The organism is Guyparkeria hydrothermalis (assembly GCF_023555375.1).
GTDB classification, from domain to species: Bacteria; Pseudomonadota; Gammaproteobacteria; order Halothiobacillales; family Halothiobacillaceae; genus Guyparkeria; species Guyparkeria hydrothermalis.
Window position 1 is genome coordinate 131898 of the sequence record NZ_JAJSEE010000006.1, and the last position, 18690, is coordinate 150587.

10 protein-coding genes are annotated in these 18690 nt (G+C 68.2%); 7 read left to right on the forward strand and 3 right to left on the reverse strand.

What is annotated here, in order from left to right:
* Positions 1 to 74: 74 nt before the first annotated feature.
* The 3 genes from malQ to glgC all read right to left on the reverse strand — a co-directional run bounded on the left by malQ (position 75) and on the right by glgC (position 4771).
* Complete coding sequence (malQ, locus tag LV475_RS09265) at positions 75 to 1523, reverse strand: 4-alpha-glucanotransferase (RefSeq protein WP_136867221.1); 1449 nt, start codon at positions 1521 to 1523, stop codon at positions 75 to 77.
* An 11-nt stretch (positions 1524 to 1534) separates the two neighbouring features.
* Complete coding sequence (locus LV475_RS09270; protein ID WP_250106180.1) at positions 1535 to 3253, reverse strand: glycoside hydrolase family 57 protein; 1719 nt, start codon at positions 3251 to 3253, stop codon at positions 1535 to 1537.
* Positions 3254 to 3499: 246 nt separating this feature from the next.
* Complete coding sequence (glgC, locus tag LV475_RS09275) at positions 3500 to 4771, reverse strand: glucose-1-phosphate adenylyltransferase (RefSeq protein ID WP_284047287.1); 1272 nt, start codon at positions 4769 to 4771, stop codon at positions 3500 to 3502.
* A gap of 283 nt (positions 4772 to 5054) precedes the next feature.
* Here glgC and glgB point away from each other — a divergent pair, with 283 nt between their 5' ends.
* The 7 genes from glgB to LV475_RS09310 all read left to right on the forward strand — a co-directional run bounded on the left by glgB (position 5055) and on the right by LV475_RS09310 (position 18588).
* Positions 5055 to 7226 carry a 1,4-alpha-glucan branching protein GlgB gene (gene glgB / locus LV475_RS09280; protein WP_136867219.1) on the forward strand — a complete coding sequence of 724 codons (2172 nt, stop codon included), beginning with the start codon at positions 5055 to 5057 and terminating at the stop codon, positions 7224 to 7226.
* Between the two features lie 179 nt (positions 7227 to 7405).
* Entirely contained in the window at positions 7406 to 8854 is a 1449-nt protein-coding gene (gene glgA / locus LV475_RS09285; protein WP_136867231.1) for a glycogen synthase GlgA, read from the forward strand.
* Positions 8851 to 11064, forward strand: coding sequence for a DUF1631 family protein (locus LV475_RS09290; protein WP_136867218.1), 2214 nt, complete (start codon positions 8851 to 8853; stop codon positions 11062 to 11064). The genes glgA and LV475_RS09290 overlap by 4 nt, the downstream gene beginning before the upstream one ends.
* Positions 11054 to 11449 carry a PilZ domain-containing protein gene (locus tag LV475_RS09295; protein WP_136867217.1) on the forward strand — a complete coding sequence of 132 codons (396 nt, stop codon included), beginning with the start codon at positions 11054 to 11056 and terminating at the stop codon, positions 11447 to 11449. Before LV475_RS09290 ends, LV475_RS09295 begins: the two co-directional genes overlap by 11 nt.
* A 231-nt stretch (positions 11450 to 11680) precedes the next feature.
* The gene (purL, locus tag LV475_RS09300; RefSeq protein ID WP_250106181.1) at positions 11681 to 15610 is read left to right on the forward strand and encodes a phosphoribosylformylglycinamidine synthase; all 3930 of its coding nucleotides are present in this window, start codon (positions 11681 to 11683) and stop codon (positions 15608 to 15610) included.
* Between the two features lie 48 nt (positions 15611 to 15658).
* On the forward strand, positions 15659 to 16579 hold the full coding sequence (locus LV475_RS09305; protein ID WP_250106182.1) for a DMT family transporter: 921 nt from the start codon (positions 15659 to 15661) through the stop codon (positions 16577 to 16579).
* Positions 16567 to 18588 (forward strand): UvrD-helicase domain-containing protein, encoded by a 2022-nt coding sequence (locus LV475_RS09310; RefSeq protein ID WP_136867214.1) that lies wholly within the window; start codon positions 16567 to 16569, stop codon positions 18586 to 18588. The genes LV475_RS09305 and LV475_RS09310 overlap by 13 nt, the downstream gene beginning before the upstream one ends.
* Positions 18589 to 18690: the final 102 nt, after the last annotated feature.

Consider the following 18690-nt stretch of genomic DNA (forward strand, 5'->3'; position numbering starts at 1 on the left):
TCAAACGCAAAGGCCGTCGCTCGATCCGTCGAGCGGCGGCCTTTTTCATGACACACCGGACAACCGGCGCGGGCTCAGGGAAGTCGGTCGTGGCGGGCCAGCCGTTCGCGAAGCCGCTGGGCGAGGCGATCATCCAGCGCTCCGGTCGGCACCCGCCAGCACCAGTTGCCCTCGCGGGTTCCCGGGACGTTGATGCGCGCCTCGGAGCCGAGCCCCAGCACGTCACCGACCGGCAGCATCGCGAGGTTCGCCGGCGATCCGAGTGCGGACTCGATCAAGGCCTCGGGCATCGGCAGTCCCGGGTCGATCCCCTGCATCGACTCGAGCCAGCGACGCACACGGGCACGGCTCGCCTCGTCGAGCGACAACCACCAGCCGAGCGAGGTGTCGTTGTCGTGCGTCCCGGTGTAGACGACACTCCGCTCCCGATGATGCACCGGCAGATGGGGGTTTCCCTCGTTGCCGTCGAAGGCGAATTGCAGGACCACCATGCCCGGCAGCCCGAAGCGATCGCGCAACTCGATCACCTCGTCGGTGATCACGCCCAGGTCCTCGGCCACCAGGGGCAAGCGGTCGCCTGCCACCGATTCGAGCGCTTCGAGCAGCGACGCCCCCGGACCGGTTACCCATCGCCCCTGCGTGGCATCCGGGGCCTCGACGGGGATCGCCCAGTAACCGGCAATCCCCCTAAAGTGATCGATCCGTACCCAGTCATACAAGGCCAGGTGTCGGGCGAGCCGTTGCTTCCACCACGAGAACCCGTCCGCCGCCATGCGCGAGTAGTCGAACAACGGGTTGCCCCAGCGCTGCCCGGTGGCGGAAAAGTAGTCGGGCGGCACCCCGGCCACCACGCTGGGCCGGCCACTGGCATCGAGCTGGAACAACGACCGATTGGCCCAGACATCGGCCGAGTCGCCGGCCACGAAGATCGGCAGATCGCCGAACAGACACAGCGCACGCTCTCGGGCTTGCTTGCGCAACGCCTGCCATTGCCGTTCGAGCAGGAACTGCTCGAAGGCGACCGCCTCGATGCGATCGCCATGGGCCTGCTCGATGACCCGCATGGCCTCGGGTTCGCGGTCCCTGAGTCCGTCCGGCCACTCCAGCCAGCAACGACCGTCCTGCTCGCCGCGGATCACCATGAAATGCGCGTAATCCTCGAGCCAATGCGATTCGCGTTCACGAAACCGTTCGAATCCCGAGCGCAGGGCCTCGCCGGCGCCCTCACCCCGCCGTCGTGCCTCCACCGATACCCCGGGAGCGAAACCGGGATCCGTGGCGAGATCGGCTTCGTCCAGATAGGCCGGTTCCAGGGCGAACGAGGAAAGGCACTGGTAGGGACTGTTGTCGGGATGGGTGGGCCCCAGGGGCAGCACCTGCCATACCGACAGGCCGGACTCGGCGAGAAACCGGAGTACCTCGCGGGCATCGTCCCCGAATCCGGGAGTCGCCAGGCTGCCGATCGGCAGGAGCAGCCCCGCGCGTCGGCGCGTGGCCGGCGGCTCAAACGGCGTGGCGGTCATCGGGGCTCCGCTCACGCCTGGCCCCGACGCATCGTGCCGCCACCGGTCACCTGTCCCGGCTTGCTGGTCGGCACGCTGATCGGCTCGTCCAGGTTGGCCGGGACGGGGCGCTCGAGCAGTTCGTAGAGACGGGCCAGCTGCAGCCGGAACAACCGGTCGAAATCGCGTGTGGCCTCGGCCGGGTTGTCGTCACCGAACCACCAGAACCAGTCCGATCCCTCGCAGACGGCCAGCTGCTGGGCGTTGCGCGCACGGGTTTCCTGGTTCCAGCGACCTCGCGCCTCGGCCTCGATGTAGGCGCGTCGCGCCTCGACCAGACGGTCCCAGGCGCGGTTCTTGGCCGGCTCGCCGATCCAGGTGGCGAGGTTGCCGTACACCCAGCTGCCCGCGACCAGTGCCTTCAATTCCACGTGCTCGGGCGCGCGGTCAAGCACGGCGGAGAACGTCGTCATCTCGATACGCGGATGGGCGGACAGGCGCTTGTACAGCCCGTCGAGCAGCCAGAAACCGTTGTCGGGGTAGTGCTCCCAGGCATTCTCGCCATCCAGGATGATCGGCACCACGGGTGCCTCGACCCCCAGGTGGTCACAGGTGTCGGCGATCGAGACCAGGTGATGGGTGAGATCCTCGACCGCGTCGTCGGCATGCCAGTTCTGATAGTCGAACCCGATTCGGTCCGACAGGCCGTCGTCGCGGAAGAACAGGCGCAGCGATTGGCCGGGCCGCGCGAACACGCGGTGCTCGCAGTGCAGCGCCTGGTGGGCGTGGTTCAGGCTGTTGCGCAGCACCTGCTGGCCGCTCGCCGCCCAGGAAAAGCCGGCCTCGTCGAGCAGCCGCACGGTCGGCTCGGAGATCGCGCCCTCCGAGGGCCAACAACCGGTGGGATCGCGGCCCAACAGGCGGCGAAACACCTCGCGACCGTGATCGATATGCCAGCGGGCGCGCTCCTCGCCGTCGGGGTACACCTCGGCCCGGGGTGACGGGGCATCCGGCTCGGCTTCGTGCCCGGCACGCAGATCCTGGAGCAGGGGCAGGATCGGGTGGGCGTAGGGCGTCATGGACAGCTCGATCTGACCACGGTCGGCCAGCCGACCATAGCGGTCGAACAGGTCACCGATCGTCTCGCCAATCACGTGGAGCAGGGATTGTCGCGCCGTCGCATTGAACCCGCCATCGTTCGCCAACAACTCGCGAAGGCGGGAATCGCCCTGGCGCAAGGTCTCGCCCGCCCAGGCCAGGTGATACCACGCCGAGAGGTCACCGATGAGGGCATCGCTGGCATAGCCCGCCGGGTCGGCGGTATCCAGCAACCCTTCGACGGCGGCGACCAGTCGCGAGAACGGCTCAAACCGTTCGATCATGCGTTCCCGATGGGCTCGCAACAGGCCGTGCAGCACCGCCAGGCGCCGCTCGCCGGTCACCGCGGCGGGCTCGACCAGCGCGACGAGCATCGGGTCGCGCAATTGCGTGATATCGCCGGTCTGGCGGTAACGCTCGATCTGGCTGGCGTAATCGGCCAGCTGCTCGAGGAGGATCGGCACGAAATTGACCACCACGCGCGCCTCGGGCCAGCGTTCGAGATGGGCGGCCATGTCGGCGTAGTCCTTGATCGCGTGCAGGTAGGTCCAGGGCTGCTGGTACACGCCGTCGCGCGGGTCGCGATATTCCGGCTGGTGCATGTGCCAGAGAAAGACCACCGACACGGTCCTCGCGGGGCGATGGGTAGCCATGACGAAATCACCCGATGGGCGCCACCGGCGCCCGGTTGGTCGTGAAGGAAGATCGGCACAAATGCCATGTCACTCTGGCAGCCCCCGCAGGGTGCGCCTTGAGCCGGGCAACGGCGGCGTTGTCGTCCTTGGAAAGGGGATCACCCTGCCGCGGCGGACGAGCGCCTTGCGTCTGCCCCGCTCAAGGCACGCAGAGCGGTTGGCATTCGTGCAGACCTCCCTGAAGGTCGCTGCCCCGAACCGGGTTCAGCGCACCATGTGGAGCTTTTGACCCAGCATTTGCGGGGTTACCAGCACCACGCCCGTCGGGCTGACCTCGAACCGTTCCTTGTCCGATTCCGGGTCCACCCCGATCTTCATGCCGGGCGGGATCAGGCAGCCCTTGTCGATCACCGCCCGGCGCACCTCGGCCCCCTCGCCCACCTGGACGTTGGGCAGGATGACCGCGTCCTCGACGTAGGCCTGTTCGCGCACCATCACGTTGGAGAACAACAGGGAATGGCGCACCACGGCCCCCGAGATGATGCAGCCACCGCTCACCATCGAGTCGATCGCCATGCCGCGCCGCCCATCCTCGTCGAAGACGAACTTCGCCGGCGGCAACTGCTCCTGGTAGGTCCAGATGGGCCAGTCGGTGTCGTAGAGATTGAGGTCCGGCTGCACCCCGATTAGCTCGAGGTTGGCCGACCAGTACGCATCGATGGTGCCCACGTCGCGCCAGTACGGCTGGTCGGTCAGGCCCGGTTCGCGGAACGGGTAGGCGTAGACCTGGTGCTCCTCGATCAGGCGCGGGATGACGTTCTTGCCGAAATCGTGCTCGGAATCGGGATCGTCGGCGTCGAGGATCAGCTGCTCGAACAGGAATTCCGTGCGGAAGACGTAGATGCCCATCGAGGCGAGCGACGAGTCGGGCGAGCTCGGCATGCGCGGCGGGTCGTCGGGCTTTTCCACGAAGCTCTCGATGCGCCCTTCCCGGTCGATGCCCATCACGCCGAAGGCGCGGGCCTGGTCGACCGGCACCTCGATGCAGCCGATGGTCAGGTCCGCGCCCTTTTCCACGTGGTAGGCAATCATCGGGCCGTAGTCCATCTTGTAGACGTGGTCGCCGGCGAGGATCAGGGTGTATTCCGACTCGTGCGCGCGCAGGATGTCGATGTTCTGGTAGACCGCATCCGCCGTGCCGCTGTACCAGGACTGGTCGTTCATGCGCTGCTGGGCGGGCAGCAGTTCGACGAACTCGCCGCGGGCGACGTGGTTGCCGCCCCAGCCGAGCTGCACGTGCTTGATCAACGAATGGGCCTTGTACTGCGTGAGCACGCCCATGCGGCGAATGCCGGAGTTGACGCAATTGGAGAGCGGGAAGTCGATGATGCGGAACTTGCCGCCGAACGGCACGGCCGGTTTGGCCCGCCAGTCGGTCAACTGGCGCAGTCGCGAGCCGCGTCCACCCGCCAGCACCAACGCCAACGTGTCCCTGGTGATTCGACTGACCAGTCGCTTGGGGCTGTCGACAATCATCCCGAAATTCCTCTCGCGCTCCTTGATTCGAGGCAGGCCCTCGTTGCCTGATGCCTGCCAGCCATGAGCCTAGCGCATCCCCGTTTCCCGGGTATAACAATTTTGCGCCAAACCGACCGACTCACCCTGGCTCGCCGCCGACCGGCCGCTATGCCATAGTCGGGCCATCGTGGGACCATGGTTCGGCACGGTCGAGTCCGGCGCTGTCTGATCGCCGCCAGGTAACCTCGGGCTCCGTCAGGGAATCCCCACCCGCGCGCCAAACAACCGGGATCAATTTCGCATGGAAAACGACCTTCAAGCCCTCGTCGATTCGCGCCACCACGACCCGCACCGGGTCCTGGGCGTGCACGCCGTCGACGACGAGAACCTCCAGCTGCGCACCTATCAGCCGCACGCCGAGGCAGTCGAGACCGTCGACCGCGACGGCGAGCCCATGGCCTTGAACCCGCACCCGGATTGCCCGGGCCTGTTCGAGGTGACCCTGCCCCGCTCCTGGGTGCCCAAGCACCCGAGTTACACGGTCACCCTGCCCGACGGGCACCGCTACGACATCGTCGATCCCTACAGCTTTTTGCCCACGGTCGGCGAACTCGACCTGCACCTGTTTGCCGAGGGGCGCCACCTGCAGCTCTGGCAGATGCTGGGCGCCCAGGTGCTCTCGGTCGACGAGGTGGTCGGCACCCGGTTTTCGGTCTGGGCCCCCAACGCCGAACGCGTCAGCCTGGTCGGCACGTTCAACGACTGGGACGGCCGCCGCCACCCCATGCGCGTGTTGGGCGACAGTGGCGTCTGGGAGCTGTTCGTCCCGGGCATTACGGTCGGCGACCTGTACAAGTTCGAGATCACCAGCCGGCTCACCGGCGAGACGCGGCTGCGCACCGATCCTCTCGGCCGGGCCTTCGAGCTGCGCCCCGACACCGCCGCGATCGTCCCCGATTTTCAGCCCTACGAATGGCAGGACGATGACTGGATCGCCCGCCGGGAGCACTGGCAATGGGACCAGGCGCCGATGGCGACCTACGAGGTCCACCTGGGCTCCTGGCGCCAACCCGACGGTCGCTTTCCGACCTACGACGAACTCGCCGACCAACTGATCCCCTACGTCCAGGAGCGTGGCTTTACCCACATCGAGCTGCTGCCGGTCACCGAGCATCCCTTCGATGCCTCGTGGGGTTACCAGACCACCGGCTATTTCGCCCCGACCAGCCGCTTCGGCAGCCCGACCGCCTTCTGCCGCTTCGTCGACCGGGCCCATGCCGCGGGCATCGGTGTCATCCTCGACTGGGTGCCCGCGCATTTCCCGCGTGACGAGTTCGCCCTGGCGCGCTTCGACGGCAGCGCGCTCTACGAGCACGAGGATCCCCGTCGTGGCGAGCACCGCGACTGGGGCACCCTGATCTTCAACTACGGCCGCCGCGAGGTGCAGAACTTCCTGATCGCCTCGGCGCAGTACTGGATCGAGCAACTCCACCTCGACGGCCTGCGCGTCGATGCGGTCGCCTCGATGCTCTACCTCGACTACTCCCGCCAGGGCGACGACTGGCTGCCCAACCGCCACGGGGGTCGGGAAAACCTCGAGGCGATCGAGTTCCTGCAGCGACTCAACCACACCATCCTGTCGCGCAACCCCGGCACGCTGATGATCGCCGAGGAATCCACCGCCTGGCCGATGGTCTCCCGGCCGCCCGAACACGGCGGTCTCGGGTTTTCCATGAAGTGGAACATGGGCTGGATGAACGACTCGCTCGCCTACCTCGCCGAAGACCCGCTTCACCGGCCGCATCACCACAACCGCCTGACCTTCGGCCTGCTGTACGCGTTTTCCGAGAACTTCGTGTTGCCGCTGTCACACGACGAGGTGGTCCACGGCAAGCGCGCCCTGCCCGCCAAGATGCCCGGCGACGAGTGGCAGCGATTCGCGAACCTGCGCCTGCTGCTCGCCTGGCAGTACACCTTCCCGGGGAAGAAGCTCCTGTTCATGGGCGACGAGTTCGGCCAGGGCAACGAATGGTCGCACGCGCACGAACTGGACTGGTGGATGCTCGAGTACCCGCCGCATCAGGGCATCCAGGCCCTGGTCGACCAGCTCAACTTCCGCTACCGGCACGAGCCGGCACTGCACGAGCGCGATTTCGAGCCCGGCGGCTTTACCTGGATCGACTGCAACGACCGCAATCAGTCGGTGATCAGCTTCCGACGCGACGGCCACTTCGAGACGGTGGTGGTGGTCATCAACTTCACCCCGGTCGAGCGACCCGGCTACCGTATCGGCGTGCCCGAGCCCGGGCGCTACCAGGTGCTGCTGAACACCGACAGCGAGGGGTTCGGCGGATCGGGCCAAAACCCGTCCCCCGGCGCGGCCGAGGCCACGCCCTGGCACGACCAGCCAGCAAGCCTGACGCTTGATCTGCCCGGCCTGTCGGCGGTGGTGCTAAAGCACGGCGGCGACTGACGACTCCCGCTGTGCCGAACCCACCACGGTCGGATAACATGCGATACTTGGCGGTTTGGGGAACGCGTTCAACGTGTCCCCAAGGCGTGACCCAAGGCATCACCCCAGGGGCGTGACGCCCTTTCGGCGCCGCCTGATCCGGCCGCCCCAACCGTTATCAAGGAGATACCGACGTGTCGCTGTCTGTGCTGTTTGCGACGAGTGAAGCCTATCCCCTGATCAAGACCGGGGGGCTCGCCGACGTCTCCGGCGCGCTCCCCGCCGCGCTCACCGAACTGGGAGTCGACGTGCGCCTGGTCCTGCCGCGCTACGGCGATCTCGCCCTGCGCGAGGACCAGACCACCGAACACCTCGCGCGTCTCGACGTGCTGGGCCAGCCGGTCGACATCCTGCATACCGTCATGCCCGACAGCGGCGTGCGCGTCTATCTGGTGGACCACCCCACCTTCTCGGCACGCCAGGGCAACCCGTACATGGGTCCGGACGGCAATTCCTGGCACGACAACCCCGACCGCTTCGCCCTGTTCGCGCGCGCGGCCGTCGCGGTCGCCACCGGCGAGGTCGATCCCGATTGGCGTCCGGACGTCGTGCACGCCAACGACTGGCAGACCGGCCTGATCCCGGCCCTGCTCCACGAGGCGGAAAAGCCGCAGACGGTCTTCACCCTGCACAACCTCGCCTACCAGGGCGTGTTCGACCGCTCCACCTTCGAACGCCTCGGACTGCCGTGGAGCCTGTGGCGTCCGGACGGACTCGAGTTCTGGGGCAACATGTCGTTCATCAAGGGCGGCATCGTGTTCGCCGATCGCATCACCACGGTCAGTCCCAACTACGCACGCGAGATCCAGACACCCGAATTCGGCTACGGGCTCGACGGGTTGCTGCGCCACCGGCGCGACTCGCTGGTCGGCATCCTCAACGGCATCGGCTCGGACTGGAACCCGGAAACCGACCCGGCCCTGGTCGCGCCCTATTCACGCGAGACGCTCGACGGCAAGGCCGCCAACAAGGCAGCCCTTCAGAAAGAGCTCGGCCTGCCGATACGAGACGACGTGCCCCTGATCGTGCACGTCGGCCGACTGGTCGAGCAGAAGGGCATCGACCTGGTCATCCAGGCCCTGTCGATGCTGGGCCAGCGCGACGTGCAGTTCGCCTGCCTGGGCAGCGGCGAACGCCGCTTCGAGCAGGCCCTGCGGGCACGCGCCGAGGCCGACCCCGAGCGCATCGCGGTGCGCATCGGCTACGACGAGGGGCTGGCCCACCGTCTTGAGGGAGGGGGCGATGCGTTCATCATGCCGAGTCGTTTCGAGCCCTGCGGGCTCAACCAGCTCTACAGCCTGCGCTACGGCACCGTACCGATCGTGCACAGCGTCGGCGGCCTGGCCGACACCGTCACGCCGGTCACGCCGGCCACCCTGCGTGACGGCAGCGCGACGGGCATCGTCATGAACCACGTCGACGTCAACTCGATCCTCTGGTCGATCGACGAGTTCACCGCCCTGTTCAATCGTCCCGACGATCTGTCACAGGTGCGCCGGCAGGCGATGGCCCAGCAGTACGACTGGGGGGCCAGTGCGCGCTCCTACCTGGAGCTCTATCACGCGATATCGAACGCTGAACCGCAATGATGAATCGATTCCAGACCAGCCCCGCCCAGGTCCGCGACGAACTGGCCCGCCTGATGGGCGCGGCGTTGCACGAAGGCATGAAGCGGTTGTTCGCCCAGGCCGAGCGGCAACTGTTCGACCTGGCCTCGTCGGAGACCGACAGCGATCGACGCGCCGAGGCCTTCGAGGCGATTGCCCTGTGTCGCAGCGAACAGGACGGCTTCTTCCGCGCCTTCGCCGGCGAACTGCAGAGGCCCACCGCGCCATGGCAGACGGCCGAGTGGCATGAGCTGATCGGTGACCGTACCCGTGCCCTGCGGTTCGAGGACGAGCTCGCCGAGGCCGGCCAGCGCTGCGGCATCGAGCACACCCAGTTCGAGGCCCGTGTCGGCCAACTGCACGAGGACGATCCGGACCATGTCCCCGCCGGGCTGTTCACCCTGGAATCGATCAGTCGGGCCTTCCTCGCCCAGACCCGCGACCTGCCGGAGACCGTACGCCGCCGCCTGATCGCTCACTGGGGCGAGCAGGTGCTGTTCCGGCTTACCCCGATCTACTCGGTGCTCAACGATTACCTGATCCAGGTGGGCGTCCTGCCCGGCATCAAGCGTCTGCGCGACCCGCTGGCCGACGCCGCGCCCGCCGTCACGCCGGCCACCGCCCAGCCGGCCATTCCGGACGTGCCGCAGCACGCCGGTCCGTCCCCCGACGGGCTCGCCGAGCGCCTGGTGCCCCTGGTGCGCGCGACGATCGGCGGCGACGACCAGTACCTGTTCCGTTTCGAGCGTGACCACGATTGGCGCACCGAAGATTTCGCCGGCTTCATCATGGACCGGCTCGAGCCGACGCTGCCGATCGCCAACTGGCCGACCCGCAGCCGGGAAATCATCCGCCTGGTGGGCATGACCCTGAGCGACGTGCTCAACGACGGGCTGATCGATCCGCGCCATCGCCGTCAGATTGCCACCCTGCAACTGGCCGTGCTGCTGCTCGCCGCCCGTGACCGGCATTTCCTCTCGGATGCCGACCACCCGATGCGTCGCATCCTCAACCTGCTCGCCCTGATCGGCTCCGACCCCGACCTGAAGCCCGATATCGAATCGACCGCCGCGATGCTGGTCCCGATCCAGCAAGCCGTGCTGGAAAACCCGGCCGAACTCGATCCCCTTTCCGAGCGGTTGCGTGACATCTCGCGCGGCAAGCCGGTCGAGGCCCCGGAACCGGCGGTCACCCCGGCCCACGAACGCCTCGCCCAGATCGAGGAGCGCTGTCGCATCCGCGTGGGCAAGATCCTCGCCGGGCACGTCAACGACATGCCGTTGCGCGAGCCGACGCGCGCCCTGCTCGACGACGTCTTCCAACCCTTCATGGTCCGCACCATGATCAACCAGGGCCGTCAAAGCGCTCCCTGGGCCGGCATCATCGGCCTGCTGCAGGATGCCCTGACCTTGCAGATCGACCCCACGCTGGGCCCCGATGACGTCAAGGCCTTCGGTCGGAACGCCTCCCAGGTCTTCAACGACAAGACCAGCGACGGCCTGCTCGCCGACGAGCAGCAGGCGCTCGACGCCTTCCTCGCCTATCTCGACTCGCAGAGCCGAGAGGGCCTCCAATTCGCCGAATCGACGGCGACCTCACGCCCCGATTCGGCGAGCGACGCCCCGCGGGTGGCCACGCCGTCAGCGGCCGAGGAGAAGGCACCGGCCGCCGACGTTGCCGGCGAGACCGCGCCGACCGAAACCGAGACCGTCGCCTCCGACTCGCTGACCATTCCCTCACCGGTCGAACTCGCCCCGAACCACAGCGACTCGCCTGCCCAGAAGACCCCGTCGAGTCGCGGCGCGTCCGACGAAACCGAGTCGGCCATCGACGAGCCCGAGGCCGATCAGCCCCCGTCCGAACCCGCCATTCCCACCGATGGCCTGCTGCTCGCCTCGCTGCCGACCGTGAAGGATTTCTTCGACCAGCAGAGCCGCAGCGAGGAATGGTTCGAGGTGTATACCGGTCCCGGGCGGGCGCTGCGCCGCCTGAAGATCCGTGACCTCGATCCCGACAACGGCGTGGTCAACTTTGCCAACCGCACCGGTCAGGCCAAGCTCAGCCTGCCGGTCGCCCAGGTGCTCGACGATCTGTTCGCCGAGCGCACCCGGCTGGTCTTCGGCAATCCCCGGTTCGCCCGCTCGCTCGCCACGCTGCGCGCCCAACTGGAGGAGCCTCGCGATGAACACTGAACACGCGACCCGCGCCAACGGTGAGGAGCAATATCGCGACCGTCGCGACTTCATGCGACTCGACAAGACCGGCACCGGCCTGCTGCGCCTGCGGGATGAATCCCACCCGGTGGGCAGCGGACGAATCGTCGACATCAGCGCCAACGGGCTCAATCTCTGCTGTGCCGCCGACTGGGCCGAGCGCGTGCGCCCGGGTAGCGGCGTCGAGGTGGTCGCCCGCCTCGAGGAGAGTGCCGAGCCGTTCTACCTGCTCGGCGAGGTGATCTGGTTCCGTCGCCTCGACAGCGGCGAGTGCCAGATCGGTATCGAGCTGCCGCTGCCCGGCGCGACGCCCGAGCTGCCGCACAACGACAATCGCGACTGGCGCGCGCTGTTCCTCGCCTGATCCCCGGGTCGTCCGGGTCGTCCGTGCCATTCGAATCGGGATGGGCGACCCGAGGCCGAGCGCGTCGTTGCGGGTGGCATTTGACTGACCCGCCCGCAGACCTGCCAAGGTTCCGGCCTGCCTGTTGTACAATTCCCGCCCTCGATCCGAGCCACGACGCGCCCCCGCCAACGGCGGTGACAGCCGGCCCGTGCTCGCCACCCGACACACACCGAAACGCCCGACCGACCTATGCGCATCATCACCGGTAACGCCGCCCGATCCCCGTTTCGACTCGCCAAGCTGCAAAAGCGGCTGGCCGCCATCCATCCCGGGATCGAGGCCGTGCATGCCCGGTTCGTTCACCTGGTCGATATCGGCGACGGTGGCGAGGTCGACGACGCCCGCCTGAACGAATTGCTCGATTACGGCGAGCGCACCGAAGACTGGTCGCCGGTCTGGCCCCGGGTCGTGGTGGCCCCGCGTGCCGGGACCATCTCGCCCTGGTCCTCGAAGGCCACGGACATCGCCCGCATCTGCGGCCTTGCCGGGGTGGAGCGTATCGAGCGGGGCATCGAGTTCGCGGTCGCCGGGCGCACGATCAACGCCGATGATTTCGACTGGCGACCGGCCCTGCTCGAGGCGCTGCACGACCGCATGACCGAGGCGGTCTATGAGGACCCCGCCGCGCTCGAGGCCTTGTTTACCCACGCCCAGCCCACGCCGCTCTCCCGCGTCACGCTGGGCGACGATGCCGTTGGTGCAATCGCCGCGGCGAACCAGCGCATGGGCCTGGCACTGAGCACCGACGAGGTCGAGTACCTCGCCGGCGCCTACCAGGACCTGGGCCGCGACCCGACCGACGTCGAGCTGATGATGTTCGCCCAGGCGAACTCCGAGCACTGCCGTCACAAGATCTTCAACGCCGACTGGACCATCGACGGCGAGGAGCGCGACCTGTCGCTGTTCGCGATGATCCGCAACACCCACCAGCGCCATCCCGAGGGCACGCTGTCGGCCTACAAGGACAACGCCGCGGTCCTCCAGGGCCAGGACGGCACCCGCTTTGCCGTCAATCCCGTCACCGGCACCTACGAGATGGTCGACGAACGCATCGACTTCCTCGCCAAAGTCGAGACCCATAACCACCCCACCGCGATCTCGCCCGACCCGGGGGCGGCCACCGGCGCCGGCGGCGAGATTCGTGACGAGGGTGCGACCGGCCGGGGCGGCAAGCCCAAGGCGGGCCTGACCGGCTTTTCGGTCTCCAACCTGCGCATCCCCGAGCTGCCCCAGCCCTGGGAGGCGGCCACCGCGGACATCGGTCGCCCGGACCGTATCGTCAGCCCGCTGGAGATCATGCTCGACGGCCCGATCGGCGCGGCGGCCTTCAACAACGAGTTCGGCCGTCCCGCCCTGGGCGGCTATTTCCGCACGCTCGAGATGAACACCGGCGACGACGAGGGCGCGCACCAGCGCCACGCCTGGGGCTACCACAAGCCGATCATGATTGCCGGCGGCGTCGGCGTGATCCGCCCCAACCTGATCGAAAAGGAACCGATCGCCCCGGGCCACCTGCTGATCGTGCTGGGCGGCCCGGCCATGCAGATCGGTCTGGGCGGGGGCGCGGCCTCCTCGCAGGATTCCGGCGCCGGCCACGCCGAGCTCGATTTCGCCTCGGTCCAGCGCGCCAACCCGGAGATGGAACGCCGCGTCCAGGAGGTAATCGACCGCTGCATCTCGCTCGGGGACACCAACCCGATCGTCTCGATCCACGACGTTGGCGCCGGCGGCCTGTCCAACGCCCTGCCCGAGCTGATCAACGACGCCGGCATGGGCGGCAGCTTCGATCTCCGCCAGATTCCCAACGACGAGCCGGGCATGTCGCCGCTGGCCATCTGGTGCAACGAATCGCAGGAGCGCTACGTGCTCGCGATCCAGCCGGGTGACCTCGAACGCTTCGCCGCCCTGTGCGAGCGGGAGCGCGCCCCGTTCGCCGTGGTCGGCACCGCCACGGCCGAGCAGCACCTGCGCGTCGCCGACCCGCACTTTGGCGACAACCCGGTCGACCTGCCGATGCAGACCCTGTTCGGTCACCCGCCGAAGATGCACCGGAACGTGAAGCACACCCCCAGCGTCGGGCGTGACCTGGACCTGGACGGCATCGAGCTCAACGACGCGCTCGATCGCGTGCTCGCCCTGCCCGGCGTCGGTGACAAGAGCTTTTTGATCACCATCGGCGACCGCTCGGTCGGTGGCCTGGTCGCCCGCGACCAGATGGTCGGTCCGGCCCAGGTGCCGGTGGCCGACAGCGCGGTGACCGCCACAGATTTCTATCACCATCACGGCGAGGCGATGGCCATGGGCGAACGGGCCCCGGTCGCGCTGCTCGACGCGCCGGCCTCCGCACGCCTGGCGGTGGCCGAGGTGGTCACCAATCTCGCCGGCACCGCCATCGAGGGCACCGACCGCATCAAGCTCTCGGCGAACTGGATGGCCGCCTGCGGCCACGAGGGCGAGGACGCCCGCCTGTTCGACACCGTGCGCACCGTCGGCATGGAATTCTGCCCGGCGCTGGGGATCAGCATCCCGGTGGGCAAGGACTCGCTGTCGATGAAGACCCGCTGGCAGGACGGCACGTCCGAAAAGACCGTCACCTCGCCGGTCTCGCTGGTAGTCACGGGCTTCGCCCCGGTCAGCGACGTGCGCCGCACCCTGACCCCGGAGCTGGTCTCGGACGTCGACAACCGCCTGTTCCTGGTCGACCTGGGCCTCGGTCAGAACCGCCTGGGCGGCTCGGCACTGGCCCAGGTCTACAACGCCACCGGCTCGACCACGCCGGACATCGCCGCCGCCCCCCTCAAGGCCTTCTTCGACCTGGTCCAGGAGCTAAACCGCCTGGGCTATCTGACCGCCTACCACGACCGTAGTGACGGCGGGGCGATCACCACCTTGCTCGAAATGGCCTTCGCCGGGCGCTGCGGGCTGGATCTGTCGATTGACGACCTGGGTGGCGACCCCATGGCCGGGCTGTTCGCCGAGGAAGTTGGCGCGGCCTTCCAGGTCAAGGCCGGCGATGCCGCCTTCGTGCGCGAACAGTTCGAGGCCGCCGGTCTGGGCGAGGCCCTGATCGAGCTGGGCCGGGCCACCACCGAACGCCAGGTGCAGGTCGACTGGCGCGGCAAGACCGTGATCGATCGCCCGCTCACCGAGCTCAAGGCGATCTGGTCGGCGACCTCCTTCCACATGAGCGCCCTGCGTGACAACCCGGCCACCGCCGAGCAGGCCTATGCCGCCGCCACCGACTTCGACGATCCGCAGCTGGCCGGCAGTCAGGCCAGCTTCGATGTCAGCGAGTCGGTCGCCGCGCCCATGATTGCCAGCGGCAGCCGTCCGCGGATCGCGGTGCTGCGCGAACAGGGCGTCAATGGCGAGGTGGAGATGGCCGCGGCCTTCACCGCCGCCGGCTTCGAGGCCGTGGACGTGCACATGGCCGACCTGATCGCCGGCCACCACGACCTGACCGACATGAAGGGGCTGGTCGCCTGTGGCGGCTTCTCCTTCGGCGACGTGCTCGGCGCCGGGTCGGGCTGGGCGCACGCCATCCGCTACAACGCCCGGGCCAGCGACGCCATGCAGGCGTTCTTCGAGCGCGAGGACACCTTCGGCCTGGGCGTGTGCAACGGCTGCCAGATGTTCTCGCAGCTGGCCGACCTGATCCCGGGGGCCGGTCACTGGCCGCGTTTCCTGCGCAATCGCTCCGAGCAGTTCGAGGCGCGGCTCTCGCTGGTGGAGATCCCGCAGTCGCCGTCGGTCCTGCTCGCGGGCATGGCCGGTTCGCGCCTGCCGATCACCGTCGCCCACGGCGAGGGCCGCGTCGCCTACCGCCGCCCCGAGGACGCCGAGCAGGCCTTCACCGCCCTGCGCTACGTCGACGGCCACGGCATCGCCACCGAAAACTACCCGGCCAACCCCAACGGCTCGGCCGGCGGCGAGACCGGTTTCACCACCGAGGACGGGCGCTTCACCATCATGATGCCGCACCCCGAGCGGGTCTGGCGCGCGAGCCAGCTCTCCTGGCGCCCGGACCGCTGGTCGGCCGACCAGCAGGACCCGGCCACCGACCGCGGCCCGTGGCTGCGCCTGTTCGAGAACGCGCGGGTCTGGGTCGACGGCTCGTGATCGAGGGCCTGTTTTCCCCGACCTGCCGGTCGACACGGCGCGCCTGACGTGACGCCCGCGATCACAGCGGGCGAGCGCGTGCCGCCCACGCTGATCCTGATGTCGGGCTCCACCTTGTGGGGCCTGACCTGGATCTGGCTCAAGTACGCCCATTCGCTCGGCATCGGCCCGATCCTGCTGACCGTCATCGCCTACGCCGCGCAATGGCTGATCATCCTGCCGTTTGCCTGGCGCGCGTGGCACGAGCCGACCCGACCGCCGATCACGCGGCTGAACTGGGAGTGGCTGGCCCTGCTGGCCTTCGCCGCGGGCGTCTCGGGGGTGGGCTTTACCATGGCGATGGTCTACGGCGACGTCGTCCGGGCGATGATGCTGTTCTTCCTGATCCCCGCCTGGGGCGTGCTGTTCGGCCGGTTCTTTCTCAAGGAACCGCTGAGTCCGGCGCGCATCCTCGCGGTGGTCAGCGCACTGGCGGGCGCCTTCCTGATCCTGGGTCCCGATTTTGGCGACGGCCTGCATCCGGCCGACTGGTTCGCGCTGATCGCCGGCTTCTCGCTCGCCGGTGCCAACGCCCTGTTCCGCTTTCTCCACGAGCAGCCCATCCCGATCAAGCTCTCGCTGATGCAGGGATCGACCGTGGTGCTCGGCCTGATCGCCTGGGCGGTCTCCGGCGAGTTCGGCGTGACGCCGACGCTCGCCGCGGTCGGGAGCAGCGCGCTCTACGGGGCGACCATGCTGCTGGCGGCCGTGCTCGCGACGCAATACGCCGTCGAGCGCCTGCCCGCCTCGCGCACCGCCATCCTGATGACCCTCGAGTTGCTGGTCGCCGTTGCCTCGGCGACCTGGCTGGGCGATCGCATCCACGGCGCGCACATCTGGACCGGCGGCGCGCTGATCCTCGCCGCCGCCCTGCTCGAGGCGGCCACCGCCCGTCACCACCGCCCCCCGGTTGCGCCATGCAAGGGCTGAACCCGCAACAGCAGGCCGCCGTGCGGCACATCGACACCCCGCTGCTGGTGCTCGCTGGCGCGGGATCGGGCAAGACGCGCGTGATCGTCGAGAAGATCGTCCACCTGATCGAGTCCAAGGGCACGCCCGCGCGCGGCATCTGGGCGGTGACCTTCACCAACAAGGCCGCGCGCGAGATGGCCGAGCGCATCGGCCAGCGCCTGCCCGCCGAGCGCCGGCGCGGGCTCAATATCTCGACCTTCCACACCCTCGGGCTCAACCTCATCCGCCGCGAGATCCGCACCCTCGGCCTGCGCCCGGGCTTCACCGTGCTCGACGCCGAGGACAGCCTCAACCTGATCAAGTCGCTGCTGCAGCAGAACGAGTCGGCGGCGGGGATGATCGAGCCCAAGGAGGCCCAGTGGCAGATCTCGCAGTGGAAGAACGACCTGCTCACCCCGAGCCAGGCCATGCAAACCAGTGCCGACGAGGTCGAGGCCGCCTGCGCCTCGCTCTACGACGACTACGCCCGGCAACTGACCGCCTGCAACGCGCTGGACTTCGACGACCTGATCAAGCGCCCGGTCGAGCTGCTGCGCGACGATGCCGAGGCACGCGAGCGCTGGCAGAACCGCGTGCGCTACCTGCTGGTCGACGAATACCAGGACACCAACGCCAGCCAGTACGAACTGGTGCGCCTGCTGGTCGGCAAGCTCGGCCGGCTCACCGCCGTGGGTGACGACCACCAGTCGATCTACGCCTGGCGCGGGGCACGTCCGGAAAACCTCTCGCACCTGGCGCGGGACTTTCCCAACCTCACCACCGTCAAGCTCGAACAGAACTACCGCTCGGTGAATACCGTGCTCACCGCGGCCAACCAGTTGATCGCCAACGACCCGACCACCCAGCCCAAGACCCTCTGGAGCGCGGTCGGTCCGGGCGAGGCGCACCGCGTGCTGGTCTGCGACACCGCCGAGGACGAGGCCGAGCGCATCGCCACCGACATCCTGCACCGGCACTTCAAGGACGACTCGCCCTATCGCAACTTCGCGATCCTGTTCCGCGGCAACCACCAGGCGCGCCTGATCGAGCAGCAGCTGCGCAAGCTCTCGATCCCCTACATCCTCACCGGCGGCCAGTCGTTCTTCGAGCGGGCCGAGGTCAAGGACGCCATGGCCTACCTGCGCCTGATGGCCAACCCGTCCGACGACGCCGCGCTGCTGCGCATCATCAATACCCCGCGGCGCGGCATCGGGCCGACCACGCTCGAACGACTGGGCCAGATCGCCCGCGAGCGTCACGTCCACCTGGCGGCCGCCGCCCGGTCGGTGACCGCCGCGCAACGACTCGACAGTCGCGTGCATCACCAGTTGACCCAGTTCCTCGACTGGCTGGATGCCACCCGGTCGCGCATGGACGAACAACCCGCCGCCGAGGCGATGCGCGGCCTGCTCGAGGAAGTCGACTATTTCGGCTACCTGCGCGAGCAGGAGAACAGCGCCAAGGCCGCCGAGCGGCGCTGGACCAACCTGCAGGACTGGCTGGAATGGACCGAGCGGATCGCGGTGGACAACGACTCCGGCGAGTCGCTCTCGCTGACCGAACTGGTGCAGAAGATGAGCCTGCTCGGCATCCTCGAGCAGAAGACCCGCGACCAGGACGACAACGCCGTGCGCCTGTTGACCCTGCACGCCGCCAAGGGCCTGGAATTCCCGCACGTCTACCTCTCGGGCATGGAAGAGGATCTCCTGCCCCACCAGGACTGCCAGGAAGACGATCGGCTGGCCGAGGAGCGACGCCTGTGCTTCGTCGGCATCACCCGTGCCCAGCGCAGCCTGACGTTCACCCTGACCCGCCGGCGCCGGCGCTACGGCCAGTGGCGAGACGTCCGGCCCAGCCGTTTCCTCGAGGAGGTCGAGGCCGACCTGCTGCGCTGGGAGGGCATCGGTGTGCAGAAGAGCGAAGAGGAGAACCGCGCGACCGCCGCCGAGGCAATGAGCGCAATCCGTGCCATGCTGGGGAAATCGTGACTCGAACTCACTGGTAATCATTTGTACTAATGATGCATTAGTTTGTCGGCGCAATGCCCGTGCCGATTTGCTATGCTCCACGCCCGATCCCGTGATCGCCCG